Below are 20,155 nucleotides of genomic sequence, written 5' to 3'. Positions count from 1 at the left end.
GCATTGCTTGCACGCTCCGCACTTCCGCCCTGGCCCTCCCGGGCATGCCGAACGGCCCGGCGCCGCCGACAGTGCGGTGCGCCGGGCCGTGCGTGTGGCGGTCAGAGCTCGTTGCCCCAGCACATGCGGGCGATGGTCTCCACGTGGGTCAGCTTGCGCCGCTGCTCCTCGAAGCCGAGGGCGGCGCGCCCGGCCACCTCGGAGAAGCCGGCGCGCGGGCTGACGGCCACGTCCTCGATGTCCCTCAGCCCGGCCACGGCGTCCATCCGGTCCATGATGACGTCGATGTCCTCCAGCTCCGGCCGGTCGGGATCGACGACGCCCAGGCAGACGTCGCGGTCGGCCGGGACCGCGCGCAGCAGCCGCGTCTCGGCCTGCGTGCCCGCGCAGTACGGCAGGATCCACCGGTCCACCGGCACCCGCTCGAACAGCCGCGCCGCGACGCCCTCGTCCACCTGCCCGTCCGCCGCCCGCACGGGACACAGCCCGACGCGCACGTTGTCCGGCTTGTCCGGCAGCCCGACGGCGCGCGTGTCGACCGCGATGGCGTCGTCCAGGCTCAGGGCGGCGTCCGCGCCGCCCAGCAGGTGCGCCGCGTAGTCGGGGTTGTCGAGCTGGATGTAGCGGATCCCGCGGAAGATCAGCAGCTCGATCTCCGCGCGGATGATCTCCGCGAGCGCGTCACCCAGCTCCCTGGCGCTCTTGTACGACGTGCCCTCCGCGAAACACCGCCCCGCCAGGTACGCCGGGGAGGGCAGCGTGGCCTTGGCCGCGATCCAGGTCTGCGCGGCCACGGCGGCGACCTCCTCGGCGATCAGCGGCCCATCGGCCTTCAGCTCCCCGTCGGCCGCCCACCCCGAACCGGCCCTGCGGAACCCGGCGACCCGGTCGAAGACGGCGCTGCGCACGTCCTCGCGCCGGAACTCGCCGTCGGTGACGACGGACAGGTTCAGCCGCCGCTGCGCCTTGACCACGTCGGCGATGGCCCGGTCCTCGACGGCGCGCAGCCCGTCGGCGCCGAGCGTGCCCTCCTCGTGCTGCCGTCGCGCGGCCAGCAACTCGGGCGGCCGCACCAGGCTGCCGTGATGGTCGATGCGGAACTTGAAGGTGTCAGCCATCTCGCCCGGCCCTTCCTCCTGCGAAGGTGTCAGTCATTCCGCTTCGCCCCTCCCCACGCCTGGAATTCGAGCTGGTACCCGAGCCGCCCGAGCACCTCGTCGCACACCTGCTGGTCCTCCTCCCCCGTCCCGCCGGAGATGCCGAGCCCGCCGAGGATCTCGCCGTCGCGTTTGATCGTGACGCCGCCCTCGGTCGCCACGATGGGCTGGGACCCCATGGTGGACAGCTGGGCGAAGAAGCCGGGGTTGCTGTCGGCCCAGGCGCGCAACATGCGGGTGGGCCGTTCCATCACCGCCGCGCTGTAGGCCTTGGCGATCGCGATGCCCGGAGTCAGCGGCCGGGCCCCGTCCGACCGCTTGACCACCAGCACGAAGCCTCCGGCGTCGACCACCGCCACGCTGAACGCCTTGCCGAGGCCCTGTCCGCCGGTCAGCGCGGCGGCGACGATCTCCTCAGCCTCCGCCAGGGTGAGCTTCATGCCAGGTCCTCCCTGATGCGGATGATCGCGTCGTTGAACAGTTCGGGCGCCTCCCAGTACATGGAGTGCGGGGCGCCCGGGACCAGCTCCAGGCGGGAGCCGGGCAACAGCTCGTGCGCGCGCCGCACGGTCGCGGCGCTCAGCACGGCGTCGTTCTCCCCCGCCAGGAAGCACACGGGGACCCCCGAGGAGACGACCTCCTCGATGCCCGGCCCGCCGGTGTTCAGGTTGCGCAGGTCGGCCATCTTGGCCACGTTGAAGGTGCCCATCTGCTGGAACAGGAACGTCAGAGCGGGCTGCTTGTCCTGGAAGTCCTTGCTGAGCAGGCGGTCGAGCACGGGCAGCTTGACGGCCCGCGCCCGGTCCGCGGCCACCAGCCGGGCCAGCTCGGGATGGTCGATGCCGCCCAGCGAGTGGGCCAGCACGACCCCGCCGACCCGCCCGGGGCGCATGAGCGCGGCCCGCAGCGCGGCCACGGCCCCGATGGACTGGCCCACCAGCAGCGCGCCGGTGAGGTCCTCCTGGTTCAGCACGGCGACGACGTCGCCGGGGAAGTCCCGGCCGTCGAACTCACGCATCGAGGAGTCGGAGTTGCCGAAACCGCGCAGGTCCACGGTGACGACGGTGTAGCGGTCGCGCAGCGGCGCGACCTGCTGCCACCAGGCCGCGTGGTGCCCGCCGGAGCCGTGCACGAACACCACGGCGGGGCCCCGGCCGTGACGTTCGTAGTAGATGGAGGTGCCGCTGGAGTCGGCGACGCCCATGTGGTCCTCCTCAGGCGGGGCGCTTGCCGTGGTAGACGAGCTCGATCATGGTGTGGTCGGGGTCGTGGATGTAGCAGAACTTCGACTGGTTCTCGGGCCGCTCGATGGGCCTGGTGTGCCGGATGCCCAGCTCCTTGAGGTGGGCCAGGAAGCCCTCCCAGTCCTCCACCTCGATCGCGAAGTGGTAGGGCGCCATCCGGTCCATCTCCTCGACCGGGGTGAAGTGCAGGTCGAAGTTGCCGCGCGTCATGAGCAGGACCCGGGTGTTGCTCTTGGCCGGGATGTGCTTGAGGCCGAAGACCCTGGCGTACCACTCCTTGGTGCGCTCGACGTCGGTGGTGGGGAAGTTCACGTGGTGGATGTAGCGGGGTTGGTTGCTCACGCCCCCTGCCTTTCTTCTGCGTGTACGGGGTTCGACAGGACGCCGATCCCGCTGATCTCGATGTCGACGACGTCGCCCGGCTCCAGCTGGCAGGTGCCGTCGGCGCCCATCCACAACACGTCGCCGGGGTGCATCGTGATGTGCCTGGTGGTCTCGACGATGAACTCGTACGGATCGAAGATCATCGCGCCGGTCGGGAAGGCGGCGCGCACGTCCCCGTTGACCCGCATGGTGGTGCTCTGGGTCAGCGGATCGACGTCGGTCTCGATCCACGGGCCCATGGGCTTGAAGGTGTCGCTGTTCTTGCTGCGCCAGAACGTGCGGTCCCGGTGTTGCCAGGCGCGGGCGCTGACGTCGTTGCCGATGGTCCAGCCGAAGATCGACTCCTGGGCCTCGGCGTGGCTCGCCCGCCGCAGGGTGCGGCCGATGACGGCGACGACCTCGCCCTCGGCCTCGAAGCGGCCTTTCACCCCGGCGGGCTTGACGATGGCCGCGCCGTGGCCGATGAGGGCGCTGTTGGCGCGGTAGCCGACCTCGGGCCGGTCGGGCACCGCGGCGGCGTTTCCGGCGGCCAGCGCGTGCTCGGCGTGCCGCTTGTAGTTGAGGCCGACGGCGTAGAAGACCGGCGGGATGACGGGCGGCAGGAGCCGGGCCCGCGCCAGGGGGACGGCCCTGCCGGTGTCGGCGGGCCGGCCTTCGAGCGGGGATCCGCGCAGCAGGCGGACGACATCGCCGTCCACGCGGCCCCAGGCCGGGCGGTCGTCGATGGCGAGACGGCAGTACCGCATGGTCACTCTCCGAGCAGGTGGGAGACGCGTTTGGTGACGAGGTAGGCATCCAGCCCTTCCGGGCCGCCCTCGCGCCCGTACCCGCTGGACTTCACGCCGCCCGAGGGCGCCTCGTGCACCGAGCCGCCGCAGTGGTTGATGGACAGGATGCCCGCCTCCAGGCCCCGTACCAGCCGTTCGGCGGTGGCGGCCGACTCGGTGAACGCGTAGGCGGCCAGCCCGTACGGCAGCGCGTTGGCCACCTCCAGCGCCTCGTCCAGGTCGGTGAAGGGCACGATGGGCGCGATCGGGCCGAACGGCTCCTCCCGCATCACCCTCGACTCCGGGGGCACGCCGGTGAGCACGGTGGGCGGGAAGAAGTACCCGGGCCCGTCCAGGCGTTCCCCGCCGCGCAGCACCTTGGCCCCGCGGGCGGCGGCGTCGGCCACGAGTTCCCGCATCGCCGCCAGCCGGCGCTCGTTGGCCAGCGGGCCCATCGTCACCCCCTCGCGCCGCCCGTCGCCGGTCACGACGGCGTCGGCCGCCTCGGTGAAGGCGGTGGTGAAGTCCTCGTACCGGCTCTCGTGCACCAGGAAGCGGCTGGGCGAGGTGCAGACCTGGCCGGCGTTGACGAACTTGGCGGCGGCGGCGCGGCGGGCCGCGGTGACCGGGTCGGCGTCGGCGCAGACGATCACCGGGGCGTGCCCGCCCAGCTCCATCAGGCAGGGCTTCATCTGCGCGCCCGCCGCGGCGGCGAGTTGCCTGCCGACGGGAATCGAGCCGGTGAAGGCGACCAGCCGCGTGTGCGGGGAGGCGATCAGGCGCGCGGAGACCTCGGCGGGCTCGCCGAAGACCAGGTTGAGCACGCCGGCGGGCACCCCGGCCTCCTCGAAGCAGCGCACCAGCTCGCACGCCGTGCCCGGGGTCTCCTCCGATGCCTTGATGACGATCGAGCAACCGGCCGACAGCGCGGCGGCGATCTTGCGCATGGGCGAGCCGGCCGGGAAGTTCCACGGGGTGAAGGCGGCGACGGGGCCGATGGGCTCGCGGCGTACCGACAGCAGGGTGCCGGGGGCGGAGGGGATGACGCGGCCGTAGGCGCGGCGGGCGTCGTCGGCGTCCCAGCGCAGCGCGCCGGCCACGCGCAGCACCTCGCCGTGCGCCTCGGCCAGGGGCTTGCCCTGCTCCAGGGTCATGACGGCGGCGACGCGGTCACTCCTGGCGGTCAGCAGGCCGGCGGCGTCGTGCAGGATCGCGGTGCGGCGCGCGATCGGCACGGCCCGCCACGCCGCGAAGCCGCCGGCGGCGGCCTCGGCGGCGCGGTCGAGGTCGGCCGCGGTGGCCAGCGGCACGTGCCCGATCACCTCCTCGGTGGCCGGGTTCAGCACCGGGGCGGTCCGCCCCGTCTCCGCCGGGCGCCACTCGCCGGCGATGTGCAGCTGGATGAGGGGGTAGTCCGCGTCAGTCATGGTCGCCATCTCGTGAGGTGCGCAGGGTCCAGATGTGGTGCGGCGGGGTGGTCTCGTGGACGCGGGTGCCGTACGAGGCGTCCACGCGGTCCATGTCGGCGGCGTACTCGACGCGCCCGCCGCAGGGCGCGTGCACGAACCGGAAGACGTTGGACCCGACGGTGTGCCGCCCGAGCCGCCTGGCCTCCCGCCAGCCCCGGCCGACCATGTGGTTGCCGCCCTCGATGACGTCGTCGAAGCCGGGCACCTCGAAGGAGACGTGGTTGGCCCCGGCCCGGTCGGGGCGGTGGCACAGCAGCAGGTTGTGCTGGTCGTCGTCGCCTTCGCACTGCATGAAGACGCCCATCGGCTTGACGATGTCGGTCGGGGTGAAGCGCAGGCGGTCGACGTAGAAGGCGACCGCCGCCTCGCGTCCCTCCTTACGGATGTTGAGCGCGACGTGGCACATGCGCAGCGGCCGGACCCGTCCGACGGAGGTCACGCCCCTGTTCCAGCGGGTGACGTGGCCCGTCGTGTTGCCGGCGCGCGGCTCGGGCGGCGGCGGCCCGGCGGGCGCGGCCAGGGTGAGCCCGAGCCCGAAGCCGGACTCGTCCATGGTGTGGTACGTGCCGTCGTCCGTGCGCCGCACGGGCCGGTCGGCCCCCACCCTGGCGACGAGCGCCCGCAGTTCGTCGTCGGTGTCCACGCCCCAGACGACCTCCCGGATGGTCGGCACGGGCTCGACGGGCGGCGGCAGGTCCCGGTCGGACTCCACCTCCAGGCGCAGGGTCTGCCCGGCGAGCGTCTCGAACACGGCTCTGACGTCGTCGCGCGCCACCAGCCTCAGCCCGAGATCGTCGAAGAAGCGGACGCATTCGGGCAGGTCGGTGACGCTGTAGGTCACCGACTCGATGCGCTGAATTCCCATGGCCTCATCCCGTGAACGCCGGAATCGGATTGTCGGAGAACCAGGTCGTCAGAAAGTCCAGGAAGACCTTCACCTTGCGCGGGGTGTTCTGCGCCGGGCCGTAGATCGCGTACAGGGACCTGTCGGGCACGGCCAGTTCGGGCAGCAGGACCCGCAGCGCGCCGCTCACGAGGTCGTCGTACGCGGGGCGGTGCGGGATGAGCGCGATGCCCCGCCCGTGCACGGCCGCCTTCTGCAGCGCGATGTAGGAGTTCGACTGGAACACCACGTTGCGGATCTTGTGCAGCGTGCTCGCGTGGCCGTGGCCGATGCGCCACACCGGGTCGTTCACGTGCACCAGGCAGTCGCGGCCCGCCAGGTCGTTGGGCGAGGCCAGGGCGCCGTGCTCCTTGATGTAGGACTCCGCGGCGCACAACACGAACGGCAGCGAGGCGATCTTCTTCAGCCGTACGCTGGAGTCGCGCAGGTCGCGGGTGTGGAAGGCGACGTCGAAGCCGCTGTCGAGGAAGTCGTACGTGCGGTCCGACATGCCGCCCAGCTCGAACCGCACGGTGATCCTCGGGTGCGCGACGGAGAACGCGGCGATGGCGTCGCCGAGGTCGAGGCTGCCGATCCACTTGGGGCAGATGATCGACAGCGGCCCTTCGGGGCGGTCGTGCAGTTCGGCGATGTTGGCGTCCTCGTGGTCGATCTCGTCGAGGATGCGCTGCGCGAACTGGCTGTAGCGCAGGCCGGGCTCGGTCAGGCTGACCGACCGGGCGGTGCGGTTGACCAGCCGCACGCCGACCTGCTTCTCCAGGTCGGCCACATGGCGGGAGATGAGCGATCCCGAGGTCCCCAGCGCCTTGGCGGCGCCGCTGAAGCTGCCGACCTTGGCGACCGTGACGAAGCTGCGCATGACGAGAAGACGATCCATGGCTCCTCCGGCCCGACAAACCTCAAACCGAATTTGATTCTGTCCGTATGTTCGGCACAGTACCCGGCCAGGCCGCCGAGCAGTAGATCATCTTTTCCGCCCGAAACCGTGGACGTCGGGAAACGGCGGCGTGCGGTCGGCCTGGAGATCCACCTGGAAGGCGTTCAGGCACATGCCGAGCATGCTGAAGTTGCCCAGCGAACCGACCGCGTCCACCAGCCCCTGCGCCCCGAAGTGCTTCTCGGCGGCCCTGAACGTCTCGTCGCCGACGAAGTGCTCTTCGAGCAGTTCGTGGCAGAACCGGTAGAGGGCGGCGTCCTCCTCCCGCTCGAACACCGGCTCGCGGCGCTCGGCGATGGCCCGCACGGCCTCGGCGTCGAGCCCGGCCTCGACGGCCTTGTCCACGTGGGCGTTCCAGGAGTACTGCGCGTCCCAGTGGCGCGCGGCCATCAGCAGCGTCAGCTCGCGCAGCCGCGGCGGCAGGCTCGACTCGAACCGCACGTACGCCCCCAGCGCCTCGACCCGGTCGCACAACTCGGGGCTGTGCAGCCACACCCGGAAGGGCCCGCGCACCGCACCCCGGCGGCCGGCGATGCGCGCGCCGACCTCCGCCTGCCGCTCGTTCATCTCGTCCGGGCCGATGCTGGGAAGTCTCATGAGCAACAAGCCTTTGCCTCGCAGGGGGATTTCGGCTGACGCTACAGCCGTCGCCCCGCGCCTCACAGGCCACCAGGTGCAAGGTAAAGCTGCACGTCCCGTGGCTTCGGCGGGCTTAGCCTCGAACGACCCGGACGAGAGGAACATCCCGTGACCGTGATCATCAAGGCCGCCGAGGTCCCCCCGCTGGACCGTGGCGGCGCGATCACCACGACCCCGCTGGTGACGACGTCCGTGGCGGGCGGCGAGAACCGGATCACCACCGGCATGAGCGTCTATCCCGTGGGCACCGGGGCGCCGATGCACTCGCACAACTGCGACGAGCACGTGACGATCCTGGAGGGCGAGGCCGAGGTCCTGGTGAACGGCGAGGTGACCCGCCTGACGCGGTTCGACACCACCTACATCCCCTCGCCGGTCCCCCACCTGTTCCGCAACGTGGGCACGACGCCGCTGCGGATCCTGTGGGTCTACACCTCGGGGCACGTGACCCGCACCTTCACCGACACGGGCGTGACCGTGGAGCATCTCTCCCCCGCTGACAAGATGAGCTCACAGTAGTTATTTGACTACTCTTTGTGATCTACTTGGTGGTGTCTTTATGAAAGGAGCACCACCGCACATGGCACGTCACGCAATCGCCCTCGCCGGAGCGGCCGCCGCCCTCACCCTGCTGGGCACCACCCTCCCCGCCCAGGCCGCCACCGGCCAGGTCGTCGTCTTCTCCACCGAGTTCGAGCCGCTGACCACCTATGACAACCCCACCGGCTGCACCAAGCTCCCCATCTCCGCGCATGTCGTGAACAATCAGACCGACAGCAAGATCCAGACCTACAGCGACCCACTCTGCATGTTCCCGGCCCTGACCATCCCGCCGAACCACGGCGCGCACATCATGCCGGGCACCGCGAGCTTCAGCGCCTGACCCAGGTGCTCCCCGATGTCCGGGGCATCGGGGAGCATGGGGTGCAACCTTTCGTCCGGCCGATGGCGTTGGGAACGGGCGAGAGGAGATCACATTGGATCGTCACGACGGGTTCCGGGAGTTCGTGCTCGCCCGCCAGCAAGCGCTGATGCGGACCGCGTACCTGCTCACCGGGGACGCCCATCTCGCCGAGGACCTGCTGCAGAGCGTCCTGGCCAAGATCGTGGGGCAGTGGGAGAAGCTGTCCAGGGGCGGCAACCCCGAGGCGTACACGCGCAAGGCGCTGGTCAACCAGTACATCTCGTGGCGGCGCAGGCCGCGTCCCGAGTTGCCGAGCGCCGAGGTGCCCGAGCGGGGCACCTCCTATGACGAGGCCGCGCTGGACCGCATCGTGCTGCGTCAGGCGCTGGCCAAGCTCACCCCGAAGCAGCGCGCGGTGATCGTGCTGCGCTTCTGGGAGGACCTGACCGAGGCGCAGGCGGCCGAGGCGCTGGGCTGCTCGGTCGGCAACGTCAAGAGCCAGACCCACCACGCGCTGACCCGCCTGCGCACGATCGCGCCCGAGCTGGCGCACCTGCTGAACACCCCGGAGATCGAGGAGGTGGCTCGATGACGCGGCTGCGTGAGGCGCTGGGCGACATCGCCGCGGAGGCGCCGCTGGTGAACCTGGCCGAAGCGGCCATCGCCGGGCATCGGCGACGTCGGCGGGCCACGGTGGCGCTCGCCGCCGTCACGACGGCCGTGGTGGTGGGCGTGACCGGCCTGGCGGTGACGCTGCCGGAGCGGTTGCGGGCCGGGCAGGCGACCGTGCCGGCGAGCGGCGCCGAGGTGCCCGACCTGCCCGAGGGAGGTGTGGGGAAGCTCAGCCACGCCTACCAGACTCCGTGCGAGTGGGATCCCGCGACGAAGCAATGCACTGAGGCGGAGTGGCGGGTGGTGACCGCCGCCGGCAGGACGTACCGGCTCCCGCGGGCGACCGTCGCCACCAGAGACCCCAGAGTGCCCGTCGCGATCAGCCGGGACGGGCGCATGCTGGCCTACCACAGCGCCGAGGCGCAGGCGCACATCGTGCGTGACATGGTGACCGGGACCGAGGTGACCTCGCCGGTCACGGTGCGGGAGGAGGACATCCAGGGCGGCTCCATGCTGGTCATCTCCGACGACGGCCGTTACCTGGTCTTCGACCCGAAGGAGGGCAGCAAGTACCCCGGCGTGCTGATCGACACGCGGACCGGCAAGCGGACGACGATCAACGGCAAGTACGAGGCGGTCGCCATCAAGGACGGGATCGTCGAGCTGGTCCGCTACGTCAAGACCGACCTGTGGCTGATGCCGGTCAAGGGCGGCGGCAAGCCGGTGCGCTTCGACGGCACGTTCATCATGTTCAGCGAGGTCGCGCCGGACGGCCGCACGGTGGTCGCGTGGGAGCATCCGGGTCGCAAGAAGGTCAGGAGGCCGGAGCTCACCGTGCTCGACGCCAAGACGGGCAGGACCGTGCGGAAGGTGGCGATCCGCGGCCTGCCCGCCGCACGGCAGTCGCTCGACAACACCGGCGTGTGGCGCAGCGCGAGGGAGGTCACCGTCAAGGTCGGCGGCAAGATGGGCGCTGCGACGTACGGGGTCGACATCGCCACGGGCAAGGCCCGGTTGCTGGCCGAGTACGACGACGACATTGGCCCCATGACCCTGACCCTTCCCGGGAACGCGGGCGGCGTCTACTGAGACGTGCCCCGGCGGCGGACACCGCCGGGGCGCGCGCTCAGGTCGCCTGGTCGCGCAGCAGCTCGGTCACGGTGGTGGCGCGCATCATGTGGGGGTCCAGCAGTTCGGCCCGCCGCTTGGGGATGCCGCCGGCCAGGGCCGCGGCACTGAGTGCGGCCCGCAGCCACTGCACGTCCACCGGGTGGCCGTCGGGCCGCCTGATCAGCGGCTCCCCGGCGGTCCGCGCGGCCGACAACACCCGCAGCAGCGGGCGGGCCGACATCGGCACCGGGAAGGCGACCAGGTCGCCGCGGCCGTCGTGCATGGTCACGATGGCGGGCTCGCCGCCCGTGACGGCCCGCAGATCCTGCACGGTCAGCCCGGCCAGGGCGTCCACGGGCGCGCCGGTGGCCTCCAGCAGCGCGACGGCGGCGGCCTCGGCGGGCCTGCCGTCGGCGGCCAGCTTGGCGATGCCCCTGCGCAGCAGCAGCCGGTCCTCGCGGGTCGGCGTCCAGGTGTCGCGGGCGGCGGGCGGGCGTGAGACGGGGGTGCGGTCGTGCCGTACGACGCCGCTGCTCCAGGCGAAGGTGTAGAACGACGACAACATGGCGCGTTTCCTGGTCACGGTCGCCCTCGCGAGGGGCTTGCCGGGGTTGCGCACGCCGGTGGTGAGCTCACCGGCCAGCGCCGCCTCGCAGTAGGCCTCGAGGTGGGCGCCGGTGACGGCGAGCGGTTCGAGCTCCGGCTCGACGGTGCGCAGCCAGCGCAGGAAGGAGGCCAGGACCTGCAGCCTGGCCTGCCGGGTGGCCGGCGTCTGCTTGTCCAGCAGCCAGGCGGCCACCGTGCGGCGGGTGTGCGGGGCCAGCGCGTCCACCAGGTCAACGTCCTGGCCCGGCACCTCGCCGCCGTCGCCGGGGCGGCGGCGCGGGCGCAATCCGCCGATCCGCCCGACGCTGAGCGCATGTGGCCCTCTGCCTTCGGGCGAGTCCTGGCTCTGCCCCTCCCCGGCCGTCAGCACGGCTGCCCGCAGGCGCGCGGTGGAGGACGGTGCGGGGGCGTCGTCGGTCTCGGGCATGCTCAGCACTCGACCGTCCCCGCCCCCACGGCGGCGGCCGGGCGGCGCGCGGGGCCGGTCAGCCCTCGCCGCGCCATGGACGTCACGGAGGTGTCGGGGGAAGTCGCTCGGGCGGAAGTGCCCTGGCGAACCGAGCCAGGCAGTCCAATCATGAACTCGATCTTCTCACGGCGCGGGCCCCCGCGACATCCCAAGCCGGACCATGACAACCGTTGTCGGCCTTCAGTGGCCACCCAGGTCGGCGACCTCCGGCCGGTCCGGCCGGAGGTCGCCCCGCCCCCTAGCCCAGCGTCTGGAGGATCTTGTACTGGCGGAGTATCTCCGTGAGGCTCGCGTCCGGGTCCTGGCGCACGGCCTCGGCCCGGGCCATGACCGCCGGGTCAGGGTTGATCGAGCCGTGCGCGAAGTCCAGCCAGGCGGCCAGCAGCGGCGCGTCGAGCAGGTGCCTGCCGAGGGTCAGCGTCTCGAACGCCTGCTGCCGGGTCATCGGCCCGTCGAAGACCTCGCTCTTGTGCTGGACGATGTCCAGGTAGCAGGCCAGCGTCTCGGCGGGCAGGTCGAGCGGGGTGCGCGGGCCGGGCCGGTACTGCGTGATCCAGCCGGCGGTGTGCAGCCGGTGCCGGGCGTCGCCGGTGATCAGCACCGTCTCGGTGTCCGCCGCGCTCCCGCCGTCGTCGTCGGTGGCGGTGAGCTTGACGGTGTAGCGGCAGGGCTTGGCCCACGTGTGCCGCCTGGTGTCGGTGACGTCGCGCGGCTGCACGGTCGGGCTGGCCTCCGGGTCCTGGGCCGGCGGGTTGACCAGGTGTGTGGTGCCGGTCGTGGTGCCGTCCGCCCAGTCCCAGGTGAGGGTCAGGTCGTCGCTGCCGGGGTCGGCCGCGCGCCCGCTGAGGTCGAGCGGGACGTTCTTGCGTCCCGTCGTGGCCGCCTGGATGGTCGCCGACGGCGCGACGTTCTCGACCGCGACCTTCGTGGTGGCCGTGGTGCTGAGCCGGCTGGTGTCGGTCACGGTGACGGAGGCGGTGTACTCGCCGTCGTCGCCGTAGGTGTGGGTCCGCGCGGGGTCCCAGGCGTAGGTCAGTTTCGAGGAGTCGCCGTCGGGGTCGGTGGCCGTCGCCTCGAAGGTCACCGCCGTGCCCTCCTTGGTGCCGTACGGCCCGCCGATCGTCACCTGGGGCGCCAGGGCCTCGTCCACGTGCTCGTGCACGGGCTCGGCCAGCTCCGGCGGGGTCGGGTGGTGCATGCCGTCGTCGTACTCGGCGTCGTCGCGGAAGTTGTAGTCCAGGTTCTCCCAGTCGTCGTGCCCGGTGAGCGTCTGCTCAGGCGAGGCGCCGCAGTCGAAGATGCCGAGGTTGTTGATGTCCACCTTGACCTTCTCGGTGTCCTCGGCCTTGTCCTCGTCCCAGTCCAGCCAGCCGTCGCCACGCCCGGTCGCCCACGGGCTGCCGCCGGTGGCGCTCCAGAAGGTGAAGTCGGTGCCGTCCTTGATGCCGTCCTTCTCGACGAGTTCCTTCTCGTGCAGCGGGTCCAGCTTCTCCTTGGAGTAGTCGAGCCGCCTGCCGCCGCCGGCCTCGGGGATCAGCGAGGTCTGCAGGGAGTAGTTCATCACGCTCACGTAGTTGGGCTTGCAGTTGACGTCGGTGTCGCCGCCGTGCAGGAGGCCGAGGTTGTGGCCGAGCTCGTGCATGAGCGTGCCGGCCTGCTCGGACCTGGAGCCCACGTGGTGCGTCCCGGCCGCGTTCTGCGCCCAGACGTTACCGCCCAGCGTGACCAGCACGTCGTTGCCGCCGATCTCGGCGCGGCCGGAGGAGGTGTCGCTGTCACGCTGGTGCGCCATCAGCACGTAGTGGTACACCTGCTTCTTCGCCTGGAGCTTGGCCGGCACGGTCCGCTCGGCTGCGGTGCCGAAGTTCGCCTTCTTGATGGTGTCGTAGCCGGTCCAGGTGGAGATGTCGTCCTGGTGGGTGACCTCCTCGTCCTCCTGGACGTGCAGGGTGATGCCGGTGCTGCCGTCGTTGTTGGCGACGGGGGCCCTGGCGAAGGCGTCGATGACGTCCTGCTTCGCCTCGGGCATCAGCTTGTGGTCCGTCATGTGGTCGACTTCGAGGAAGATGTCTCTGCGGCGGTGGTTGGTCTTGAGCTCCAGGTCGATCTCGCCGTCCTTGTCGACGTCCATGCCCAGGCGTTCCCAGACGTCGAGCAGCGCGTCGCCGTCCTTGTCGGCCAGCGGCGGGATGATGGACAGGGTCGTCGTGCACGAGCCGATGACCGCCGTGCCCGTGGCCGTGCTGGTGATGTCGATGGTCACGTCGACCTCGTCCCAGCCGGTCAGGCCCTGCGTGCCCAGGTGGGAGTGCACGCTCTGCCCGACGCCGCCGGGCAGCGTCCTGGTCAGGTAGGTGTGCTGGGGGCCGTACAGGACGTTCGCCCGCATGGTCGCGGTGAAGGTGACGTCGCCGGCGTCGGTGTTGGTGAAGGTGAAGCTGAGCGGGATCGTGGTGCCGGCCTCGACCACGAACGGGCCGCCGGGGCCGCAGCCGGCGGTGACGGCGGCGGCTGCCGTTCCGGGGAAGACCGCCACTGCTGCGCATAACATGACCACGATCGCGGCGATCCGCGTCCAGGCTGCTCTCATGCCGCACATGGTGCGGCTCCGGGGCGGCCGGCGCCTGAGTACCCCCTACTCACACGCCCATGCGGACGGGTGCGCGCCCACGCGCATGTGGCCAGGCTGGACCGGCATACGGCTCCCATCGTCCGAAGGCAGGGTGAACGATAGGGCGGCGAACTAGGGTGATCAAATGGATTTCGGTCTCATGTGCGTGCACGCCCACCCGGACGACGAGGCGATCTGGACCGGCGGAACCCTGGCCAGGTACGCCGACCAGGGCGCCAGAACGGCGGTGGTGACCTGCACCTGGGCGAAGGGCACGCACCGCGCGGGCGAGCTGGAGCGGTCCCTGGACATCCTCGGCGCGGGCGAGCCGAGGCTGCTCGGTTACGCCGACGGACGCAACCCGGACTCCGCGCCCGGCGCGCCGCGTTTCGTGGACGTGCCGCTGGAGGAGGCGGTGGGACGGCTGGTCGAGCAGATCAGGGACGTCAGGCCGGACGTCGTGCTCACCTACGACGGGTACGGCGGCTACGGCCACCGCGACCACGTGCACGTCGGCAGGGTGACGCTGGCCGCGGTCGAGGCGGCCGGCTACGACCAGCTCTATCCCGAGGCGGGCGACCCGTGGTGGCCGCGTGCCGTCTACCTGGCCACGTTCCCGCGCGAGCTGGTCGCCGAGCAGTGGGAGGCCGTCTTCGGGGCCCCGCCGGAGCCGGGACAGACGCTGATGGGCGTGCCCGGCGACCGGATCGCCGTGCACCTGGACGTGGCGGCGTGGGCGGAACGCAAGTGGGCGGCCATGCACGCGCACGAGTCGGAGGTCGGGCGGGGCGCGTCGATGACGCTGCTGACCTCGTTGCCCGAGCCCGCGCGTACGCGGCTGATGAGCAACGAGTGGTACCGCCGGGTGTCCTTCGCCGACCAGCGGCGGGTCACGGCGCTGGAGGGCTGACCGCCTCGATCTCCGCCACCGGGTAGGGCGTCTTCCTGCTCTCGTTCTGGAACCTGTGGTAGAAGTCCAGCATGACCTCGGCCAGCGGGCTGTAGCGGGTCAGCATCGCGGCGATCCCCTCGGGGACCCCGGCCGGCCGCTCGCCCCCGGCCCAGGACCGGATCAGCCGGACGCGCTCCTCCTGGTTGCGGGCTCCGTACAGGGCCGTGCTCAGCCACATCATCAGGTACGTGAACGCGTGGTCGCGGTCGTAGGTCCGGTGCGGGCGCAGGAAGTCCCGCTCCTCCCTGGACAGGGCGAAGCGGGGCGAGGTGGACAGCCCGAAGTCCGAGAAGTACAGGCGCCGCCCGTCGGTCAGGATATTGCCGAAGTGCACGTCGAAGTGCAGCAGGTCGCGCGAGTTCATGAACGACACCCCGTCGAGCAGGTCCCGCTCCACCATCGCGCAGGCCCGTTCCGCGGTCTCTCCCCCGGCGGCGACCTGCTCGGTCAGCCAGTCGTGCAGGTTGTGCGGGAAGTGCTCCAGGAACAGCGTGACGCTCGCCGAGGCGTCGCGCAGCGCCTCCAGGTACCGCCGGATCTCCACCCCGCCGCCCCAGTAGGCGACCACCTTGTCCACGTCGGCCAGCTCATCGGGCAGGGCGGAGGCCGGCTGCGGGAGCACGCGCCAGTGGTACATGAGCGGGAAGCCCGGATGCCGGCCGGCCAGCGTCCAGTTCGTGGCCATCGTGTGGCCGGCCAGCTCGCGCCAGGCGCCCCAGCCGGGCGAGCCGATCAGGCCGATGCCGTACTGGCAGTAGGGCGGCATGCCGAACAGGTTCGCCGTGGAGTGCGTGTTGCCGGGCAGCCGTTCCAGGTCGGTCAGGGTGAGGTGTTTGACGAAGACCGGCGTGCCCTCGACCTCCAGCCGCGCCGACGTGCCGCCGATGCTCGTGCCGAGCGGCACGGCCGTCTCCAGCAGTCCGGTCAGCTCGCGGTCGCCGAGCAGCGCCAGCGACGTGGAGACGGTCCCGTACGCGGCCAGCCGCGCCTCACGCTCATACACCCTGTTTCCCCCGATTGGTCAGTTGGCCTGCCGGGCCGCGACGCCGTCCAGCACGCACGCCAGCCCGTCCTCGAACTCCTCATCGCGCGCCCGGCCCGCGTCCCGGTCGCGCCGGGCGGCGTACAGGACGCGCAGCCGCGGATGGTCGCGCACCGCCGCCTCCGCGGCGGGCCACAGGGCCCGCGCCCACTCCTGCTCGCCGCGCCCGCTGCGGGCCAGCGTGGTCAGCCAGGCGGCCTCGCTGGTGGAGATCCCGATCACGTACGCCGTCACCGTGTTCAGCGCGCGGTCGGCCGCCTCCAGCTCGAACCCGGCCTCCTCCAGCACCGCCAGCACCCGCTCCCACAGGCGCAGCACGTTGGGCCCCAGGTAGGCCACGCCCACCTCGCCCTGTACCGAGGCGATCCACGGGTGGCGCAGCAGGGTCGCGCGCATGCTCCTGGCGCATCCCGCGACGGCCTCCCGCCAGCCTCCCGCCTCGGCGGCGGAGGGCACCTCGACCTCGCCGTACACCTCGTCCACGACCAGCTCGATCAGCTCGTCCTTGTTGGCCACGTGGGTGTACATCGAGGTGGCGCCCGCGTTCAGCACCGCGCCGAGCCTGCGCATGCTGAGCGCGCCGACGCCCTCCTCGTCCAGCAGCCGCAGCGCCGCCGAGACGATCTGCGCGCGGCTCAGCGCGGGCTGCTCCCTGCGCTCGCGCCGGGGCCGCGCCCACACCGTGGGCAACGGCTGACTGTCGGCCGGCATGCGGACTCCTCGCCTTTCCACCCCTGACCCGAACAGTGTACGGCGCAATCGCACACCGTACGCCCGTCCCGTCAGTGGCAGGTGAGGGCCACCAGCGTCAGGATCGCGCTCATCAGCACCACCATGGCCAGCACGGCGGCCACCTCCCAGCGGCTGACGTGCGCGGCGAAGCGTTGCGGGCCCTCCTGCGCGGCCTTGGCGTTGAACTCCTCGATCCGGCCGGCCAGGCGTGCCGAGTTGTCGCGCAGCTCGACCTCGATCGCCGCCAGGATGAGCCGCTCCTGCGGTGACAGGCCCTCCATGGCTCTCACTCCGTCTCCGTCGAGCGGCCCACATGCGGATAGTGCAGGTCGAAGGCGGGCCGTTCCGAGCGGATGCGGGGCATGAAGGTGAAGTTGTGCCGGGGCGGCGGGCAGGAGGTGGCCCACTCCAGCGAGTTGCCGAATCCCCAGGGGTCGTCCACGGTGACCCTCCTGCCCTTGCGCGCGGTGTACCAGACGTTGAACAGGAACGGCAGCGTCGAGGCGCCCAGCAGGAACGCCCCGATGGAGGAGATCAGGTGCAGGTCGGTGAAGCCGTCGGCGGCGCTGTAGTCGGCGTAGCGGCGCGGCATTCCGGCCACACCGAGCCAGTGCTGGATGAGGAACGTGGTGTGGAAGCCGATGAACAACATCCAGAACTGCACCTTGCCCAGGCCCTCGTGCAACATCCGCCCGGTCATCTTCGGCCACCAGAAGTAGAACCCGGCGAACATGGCGAACACGACGGTGCCGAAGACCACGTAGTGGAAGTGGGCCACGACGAAGTAGGTGTCGGTGATGTGGAAGTCCAGCGGCGGCGAGCCCAGGATGACCCCGGTCAGCCCGCCGAGCAGGAACGTGATGAGGAACCCGATCGAGAACAACATCGGCGTCTCGAAGCTCAGGTGCCCGCGCCAGATCGTGCCGGTCCAGTTGAAGAACTTCACGCCGGTCGGCACGGCGATGAGGAAGGTGAAGAAGGAGAAGAACGGCAGCAGCACCTGCCCGGTCGGGAACATGTGGTGCGCCCAGACGGTCATCGACAGCCCGGCGATGGCGATGGTGGCGGCGACCAGGCCGATGTAGCCGAAGACGGGCTTGCGGCTGAACACGGGCAGGACCTCGGTGATGATGCCGAAGAACGGCAGCGCGATGATGTAGACCTCGGGGTGGCCGAAGAACCAGAACAGGTGCTGCCAGAGCATGGCGCCGCCGTTGGACGGGGCGAACAGCTGGGTGCCGAGCGCGCGGTCGGCCTCGAGGCCGAGCAGGGCGGCGGCCAGCACGGGGAAGGCCATCAGCACGAGCATGCTGGTCAGCAGCACGTTCCAGGTGAAGATCGGCATCCGGAACATGGTCATGCCGGGCGCCCGCATGCAGATGATCGTGGTGATGAAGTTGACCGCGCCGAGAATCGTGCCGACGCCCGCCAGGCTCAGCCCCATGATCCACAGGCTGCCGCCCGGACTGGGCGAGAAGACCGCGTCCGACAGCGGCGTGTAGGCGAACCAGCCGAAGCTGGCCGCGCCCGAGGGGGTCAGGAAGCCGCTGATCGTGATGAGCCCGCCGAACAGGAACAACCAGAAGCTGACCGCGTTCAGCCGGGGAAAGGCCACGTCAGGCGAGCCGATCTGCAGCGGCATGATGACGTTGGCGAACCCGGCGAACAGCGGGGTGGCGAACAGCAGCATCATGACCGTGCCGTGCATGGTGAAGAGCTGGTTGTACTGCTCGTTGGTGACGAGTTGCAGGCCGGGATGCATGAGCTCGCCCCGGATGAGCAGCGCCATGACGCCCGCCAGCGCGAAGAACACGAAGGAGGCGATCAGGTACATGTAGCCGATGACCTTGTGGTCCGTGCTCGACAGCCACTTCGCGATGATGCGGCCCTTGCGCGTGTGCTCCACCGGCGCCACGACGGACGCCAACGGTTCGCCAGTTCTCGGTTCGTCAATGGTCACCGGAGATCCCCCATTTGCCCCGTGGTGCTCGCGGCGCTCTCCATTGACGATGTTTTCGCAGGTCAGCGCCTTACGACCGACTTACCCCCTGTACGGGCTCCTATGCTCTGCGTGATGCCCGGCCGCTCTCCGGGCTCGCCGAGCTCTCGGATACGCTCCTGAACGTCCAGTTTGGGAGGGAATGGGTTGTCGGGGGTTGTCGCGGCTTTCGCCGCTCTGGTGTCGGTCGCCGTGCTCGGCTACGTCATCGGCGTCATCGGGCTGCTGCGGGCCAGCGACGAGCTGGTGCTGTCGCGGCTGGCGTTCTTCGTGGCGACGCCGGCACTGATGTTCGCCACCGTGTCGCGGGCCGACCTGGCGGCGCTGCTCTCGCCGGTGCTACTGACGGAGGTCGTCGCGGTGGCCTTCACCCAGCTCGTGTTCGTGCTGGTGGCGAAGCTGGCCTGGCGACGCGACACGCGGCAGGCCACGATCGGCGTGCTGGCCGCCTCCTACGTCAACGCCGGCAACCTGGGCGTGCCCATATCCCTGTACGTGCTCGGCGACGCCGCCCTCGTCGCGCCCATCCTGCTCTTCCAGCTCCTGGTGCTGACCCCCGTTTCCTTCCTGATCCTCGACAAGGGCTCCCGCTCGCCGAGGGCGGCACTGCTGCTGCCGCTGCGCAACCCGCTCACGGTCATGTCGCTGCTCGGCCTGGCCTTCGCACTGAGCGGGATCTCGCTGCCGGACACGGTCATGCGCCCGATCGATCTGCTGGGCGGCGCGGCCGTGCCGGTCGGGCTGCTGGCCTACGGCCTGAGCCTGTACGGCTCGCGCCAGGCGGCCGCCGCCCCCGCCGAGGAGGGTGTGGGCAAGGACATCTTCCTGGCGGTGACGCTCAAGGCGTTCGTCCAGCCCGCGCTCGCGTACGTGGTCGCCCGCTTCCCCCTGGGCCTGGACGGCACCCAGCTCCTGGCCGCGACCCTCTTCGCGGCCCTGCCCACCGCGCAGAACATCTACGTGTACGCCGTCACCTACGACACCGGCAGGCGCATGGCCAGGACCACGATCCTGGTGACCACGGGCCTGTCCATCCCGATCATGACCGCGATCGGTGCCGTACTCGGCTGAATCTTTTCGTCGTCCTTGTCGATTCGCCCCGAGCCCGTCCGACGCGTTGGTGACACACGACGACGAAGGGACCTGTCATGCGGAAGATCACCACGTTCCTGTGGTTCGACGACCGGGCCGAAGAGGCCGCCGGCTTCTACACCTCGCTCTTCGCCGACTCCCGGATCATCGACGTCCAGCGCCAGGGCGAGGGCGGGGCGGTCATGACGGTGGAGTTCGAGCTGGCCGGCCAGCGGCTCGTGGCCTTCAACGGCGGCCCGCAGTTCAAGCTCAACGAGGCCACCTCCCTCTACGTGAGCTGCGAGTCGCAGGAGGAGGTGGACGAGCTGTGGGCCAAGCTGACCGAGGGCGGCGAGGAGTCGCAGTGCGGCTGGCTCAAGGACCGGTACGGCCTGTCCTGGCAGATCATCCCCACGGAGTTGCCCGAACTCCTCTCCCACCCCGACCCCGCCACGGCGCAGCAGGCGGCGAAGGCCATGCTGACCATGCAGAAGATCGACATCGCCGAGTTGCGGGCCGCCGTCGGCCGCTGACGCGCTTCGCACG

22 protein-coding genes are annotated in these 20,155 nt (G+C 70.9%); 7 read left to right on the top strand and 15 right to left on the bottom strand.

All coding sequences use genetic code 11. The features are described 5' to 3' along the window. Window positions 1-101: 101 nt before the first annotated feature. The 9 genes from AB0I81_RS23935 to AB0I81_RS23895 all read right to left on the bottom strand — a co-directional run bounded on the left by AB0I81_RS23935 (window position 102) and on the right by AB0I81_RS23895 (window position 7,459). Complete coding sequence (locus AB0I81_RS23935) at window positions 102-1,118, bottom strand: hypothetical protein (protein ID WP_360660093.1); 1,017 nt, start codon at window positions 1,116-1,118, stop codon at window positions 102-104. Between the two features lie 29 nt (window positions 1,119-1,147). Next, the gene (locus AB0I81_RS23930; RefSeq protein WP_360660091.1) at window positions 1,148-1,597 is read right to left on the bottom strand and encodes a heme-binding protein; all 450 of its coding nucleotides are present in this window, start codon (window positions 1,595-1,597) and stop codon (window positions 1,148-1,150) included. Further along, window positions 1,594-2,361: an alpha/beta hydrolase gene (locus AB0I81_RS23925; protein ID WP_360660089.1), complete on the bottom strand. Its 768-nt coding sequence runs from the start codon at window positions 2,359-2,361 to the stop codon at window positions 1,594-1,596. Before AB0I81_RS23925 ends, AB0I81_RS23930 begins: the two co-directional genes overlap by 4 nt. A 10-nt stretch (window positions 2,362-2,371) precedes the next feature. Then, window positions 2,372-2,743 (bottom strand): VOC family protein, encoded by a 372-nt coding sequence (locus AB0I81_RS23920; protein ID WP_360660087.1) that lies wholly within the window; start codon window positions 2,741-2,743, stop codon window positions 2,372-2,374. Next, the gene (locus AB0I81_RS23915; protein WP_360660085.1) at window positions 2,740-3,531 is read right to left on the bottom strand and encodes a fumarylacetoacetate hydrolase family protein; all 792 of its coding nucleotides are present in this window, start codon (window positions 3,529-3,531) and stop codon (window positions 2,740-2,742) included. Before AB0I81_RS23915 ends, AB0I81_RS23920 begins: the two co-directional genes overlap by 4 nt. 2 nt (window positions 3,532-3,533) lie before the next feature. Continuing rightward, window positions 3,534-4,979, bottom strand: a complete 1,446-nt coding sequence (locus AB0I81_RS23910) for an NAD-dependent succinate-semialdehyde dehydrogenase (protein ID WP_360660083.1) — start codon at window positions 4,977-4,979, stop codon at window positions 3,534-3,536. Continuing rightward, the gene (locus tag AB0I81_RS23905) at window positions 4,972-5,886 is read right to left on the bottom strand and encodes a VOC family protein (RefSeq protein WP_360660082.1); all 915 of its coding nucleotides are present in this window, start codon (window positions 5,884-5,886) and stop codon (window positions 4,972-4,974) included. Before AB0I81_RS23905 ends, AB0I81_RS23910 begins: the two co-directional genes overlap by 8 nt. 4 nt (window positions 5,887-5,890) lie before the next feature. Continuing rightward, entirely contained in the window at window positions 5,891-6,802 is a 912-nt protein-coding gene (locus AB0I81_RS23900) for a LysR family transcriptional regulator (protein ID WP_360660080.1), read from the bottom strand. Window positions 6,803-6,889: 87 nt separating this feature from the next. Beyond that, window positions 6,890-7,459 carry a carboxymuconolactone decarboxylase family protein gene (locus AB0I81_RS23895; protein ID WP_360660078.1) on the bottom strand — a complete coding sequence of 190 codons (570 nt, stop codon included), beginning with the start codon at window positions 7,457-7,459 and terminating at the stop codon, window positions 6,890-6,892. A gap of 150 nt (window positions 7,460-7,609) precedes the next feature. Here AB0I81_RS23895 and AB0I81_RS23890 point away from each other — a divergent pair, with 150 nt between their 5' ends. The 4 genes from AB0I81_RS23890 to AB0I81_RS23875 all read left to right on the top strand — a co-directional run bounded on the left by AB0I81_RS23890 (window position 7,610) and on the right by AB0I81_RS23875 (window position 10,106). After that, window positions 7,610-8,020 (top strand): cupin domain-containing protein, encoded by a 411-nt coding sequence (locus tag AB0I81_RS23890; protein ID WP_360660076.1) that lies wholly within the window; start codon window positions 7,610-7,612, stop codon window positions 8,018-8,020. Window positions 8,021-8,081: 61 nt separating this feature from the next. After that, window positions 8,082-8,384, top strand: a complete 303-nt coding sequence (locus tag AB0I81_RS23885) for a hypothetical protein (protein ID WP_360660074.1) — start codon at window positions 8,082-8,084, stop codon at window positions 8,382-8,384. Window positions 8,385-8,478: 94 nt separating this feature from the next. Beyond that, a complete protein-coding gene (locus AB0I81_RS23880) occupies window positions 8,479-8,997 on the top strand; it encodes a SigE family RNA polymerase sigma factor (RefSeq protein WP_360660072.1) in 519 nt (172 codons plus the stop codon). Beyond that, entirely contained in the window at window positions 8,994-10,106 is a 1,113-nt protein-coding gene (locus tag AB0I81_RS23875) for a hypothetical protein (RefSeq protein WP_360660070.1), read from the top strand. Before AB0I81_RS23880 ends, AB0I81_RS23875 begins: the two co-directional genes overlap by 4 nt. Window positions 10,107-10,143: 37 nt before the next feature. Here the strand turns inward: AB0I81_RS23875 and AB0I81_RS23870 are convergent, their stop codons facing one another. Together AB0I81_RS23870 and AB0I81_RS23865 are read right to left on the bottom strand one after the other, a co-directional pair. Beyond that, window positions 10,144-11,160, bottom strand: a complete 1,017-nt coding sequence (locus tag AB0I81_RS23870; RefSeq protein WP_360660068.1) for a hypothetical protein — start codon at window positions 11,158-11,160, stop codon at window positions 10,144-10,146. 280 nt (window positions 11,161-11,440) lie between these two features. After that, complete coding sequence (locus AB0I81_RS23865; protein ID WP_360660066.1) at window positions 11,441-13,792, bottom strand: M12 family metallo-peptidase; 2,352 nt, start codon at window positions 13,790-13,792, stop codon at window positions 11,441-11,443. A 166-nt stretch (window positions 13,793-13,958) separates the two neighbouring features. On the opposite strand from AB0I81_RS23865, the gene AB0I81_RS23860 reads away from it, so the two are divergent. Further along, on the top strand, window positions 13,959-14,723 hold the full coding sequence (locus AB0I81_RS23860; RefSeq protein ID WP_360660064.1) for a PIG-L family deacetylase: 765 nt from the start codon (window positions 13,959-13,961) through the stop codon (window positions 14,721-14,723). On the opposite strand, the gene AB0I81_RS23855 is transcribed toward AB0I81_RS23860, so the two are convergent. From AB0I81_RS23855 to ctaD, 4 genes are all read right to left on the bottom strand, one after another. After that, window positions 14,704-15,768 carry a protein kinase family protein gene (locus tag AB0I81_RS23855; protein ID WP_360660062.1) on the bottom strand — a complete coding sequence of 355 codons (1,065 nt, stop codon included), beginning with the start codon at window positions 15,766-15,768 and terminating at the stop codon, window positions 14,704-14,706. The genes AB0I81_RS23860 and AB0I81_RS23855 overlap by 20 nt on opposite strands. Window positions 15,769-15,786: 18 nt before the next feature. Continuing rightward, the gene (locus AB0I81_RS23850) at window positions 15,787-16,518 is read right to left on the bottom strand and encodes a TetR/AcrR family transcriptional regulator (RefSeq protein ID WP_360660060.1); all 732 of its coding nucleotides are present in this window, start codon (window positions 16,516-16,518) and stop codon (window positions 15,787-15,789) included. Between the two features lie 71 nt (window positions 16,519-16,589). Then, window positions 16,590-16,829 (bottom strand): hypothetical protein, encoded by a 240-nt coding sequence (locus tag AB0I81_RS23845; protein ID WP_360660058.1) that lies wholly within the window; start codon window positions 16,827-16,829, stop codon window positions 16,590-16,592. Beyond that, window positions 16,826-18,454, bottom strand: a complete 1,629-nt coding sequence (gene ctaD / locus AB0I81_RS23840) for a cytochrome c oxidase subunit I (protein WP_360660716.1) — start codon at window positions 18,452-18,454, stop codon at window positions 16,826-16,828. Before ctaD ends, AB0I81_RS23845 begins: the two co-directional genes overlap by 4 nt. 231 nt (window positions 18,455-18,685) lie before the next feature. Here ctaD and AB0I81_RS23835 point away from each other — a divergent pair, with 231 nt between their 5' ends. Continuing rightward, a complete protein-coding gene (locus AB0I81_RS23835) occupies window positions 18,686-19,609 on the top strand; it encodes an AEC family transporter (RefSeq protein ID WP_360660055.1) in 924 nt (307 codons plus the stop codon). Between the two features lie 77 nt (window positions 19,610-19,686). After that, window positions 19,687-20,142 carry a VOC family protein gene (locus AB0I81_RS23830; protein ID WP_360660053.1) on the top strand — a complete coding sequence of 152 codons (456 nt, stop codon included), beginning with the start codon at window positions 19,687-19,689 and terminating at the stop codon, window positions 20,140-20,142. Window positions 20,143-20,155: the final 13 nt, after the last annotated feature.

The organism is Nonomuraea sp. NPDC050404 (assembly GCF_040655495.1).
Taxonomy (GTDB): Bacteria; Actinomycetota; Actinomycetes; order Streptosporangiales; family Streptosporangiaceae; genus Nonomuraea.
The sequence above is the reverse complement of the archived record's forward strand: the minus strand, read 5'-3'. Positions and strand labels throughout refer to the sequence as shown.

What these genes read in the sequence shown, in the direction of transcription:
- AB0I81_RS23935 (WP_360660093.1), bottom strand. Translation starts at nt 1,118, where the DNA reads ATGGCTGACACCTTCAAGTTCCGCATCGACCATCACGGCAGCCTGGTG.
- AB0I81_RS23930 (WP_360660091.1), bottom strand. Translation starts at nt 1,597, where the DNA reads ATGAAGCTCACCCTGGCGGAGGCTGAGGAGATCGTCGCCGCCGCGCTG.
- AB0I81_RS23925 (WP_360660089.1), bottom strand. Translation starts at nt 2,361, where the DNA reads ATGGGCGTCGCCGACTCCAGCGGCACCTCCATCTACTACGAACGTCAC.
- AB0I81_RS23915 (WP_360660085.1), bottom strand. Translation starts at nt 3,531, where the DNA reads ATGCGGTACTGCCGTCTCGCCATCGACGACCGCCCGGCCTGGGGCCGC.
- AB0I81_RS23910 (WP_360660083.1), bottom strand. Translation starts at nt 4,979, where the DNA reads ATGACTGACGCGGACTACCCCCTCATCCAGCTGCACATCGCCGGCGAG.
- AB0I81_RS23905 (WP_360660082.1), bottom strand. Translation starts at nt 5,886, where the DNA reads ATGGGAATTCAGCGCATCGAGTCGGTGACCTACAGCGTCACCGACCTG.
- AB0I81_RS23900 (WP_360660080.1), bottom strand. Translation starts at nt 6,802, where the DNA reads ATGGATCGTCTTCTCGTCATGCGCAGCTTCGTCACGGTCGCCAAGGTC.
- AB0I81_RS23895 (WP_360660078.1), bottom strand. Translation starts at nt 7,459, where the DNA reads ATGAGACTTCCCAGCATCGGCCCGGACGAGATGAACGAGCGGCAGGCG.
- AB0I81_RS23885 (WP_360660074.1), top strand. Translation starts at nt 8,082, where the DNA reads ATGGCACGTCACGCAATCGCCCTCGCCGGAGCGGCCGCCGCCCTCACC.
- AB0I81_RS23875 (WP_360660070.1), top strand. Translation starts at nt 8,994, where the DNA reads ATGACGCGGCTGCGTGAGGCGCTGGGCGACATCGCCGCGGAGGCGCCG.
- AB0I81_RS23870 (WP_360660068.1), bottom strand. Translation starts at nt 11,160, where the DNA reads ATGCCCGAGACCGACGACGCCCCCGCACCGTCCTCCACCGCGCGCCTG.
- AB0I81_RS23865 (WP_360660066.1), bottom strand. Translation starts at nt 13,792, where the DNA reads ATGAGAGCAGCCTGGACGCGGATCGCCGCGATCGTGGTCATGTTATGC.
- AB0I81_RS23860 (WP_360660064.1), top strand. Translation starts at nt 13,959, where the DNA reads ATGGATTTCGGTCTCATGTGCGTGCACGCCCACCCGGACGACGAGGCG.
- AB0I81_RS23850 (WP_360660060.1), bottom strand. Translation starts at nt 16,518, where the DNA reads ATGCCGGCCGACAGTCAGCCGTTGCCCACGGTGTGGGCGCGGCCCCGG.
- AB0I81_RS23830 (WP_360660053.1), top strand. Translation starts at nt 19,687, where the DNA reads ATGCGGAAGATCACCACGTTCCTGTGGTTCGACGACCGGGCCGAAGAG.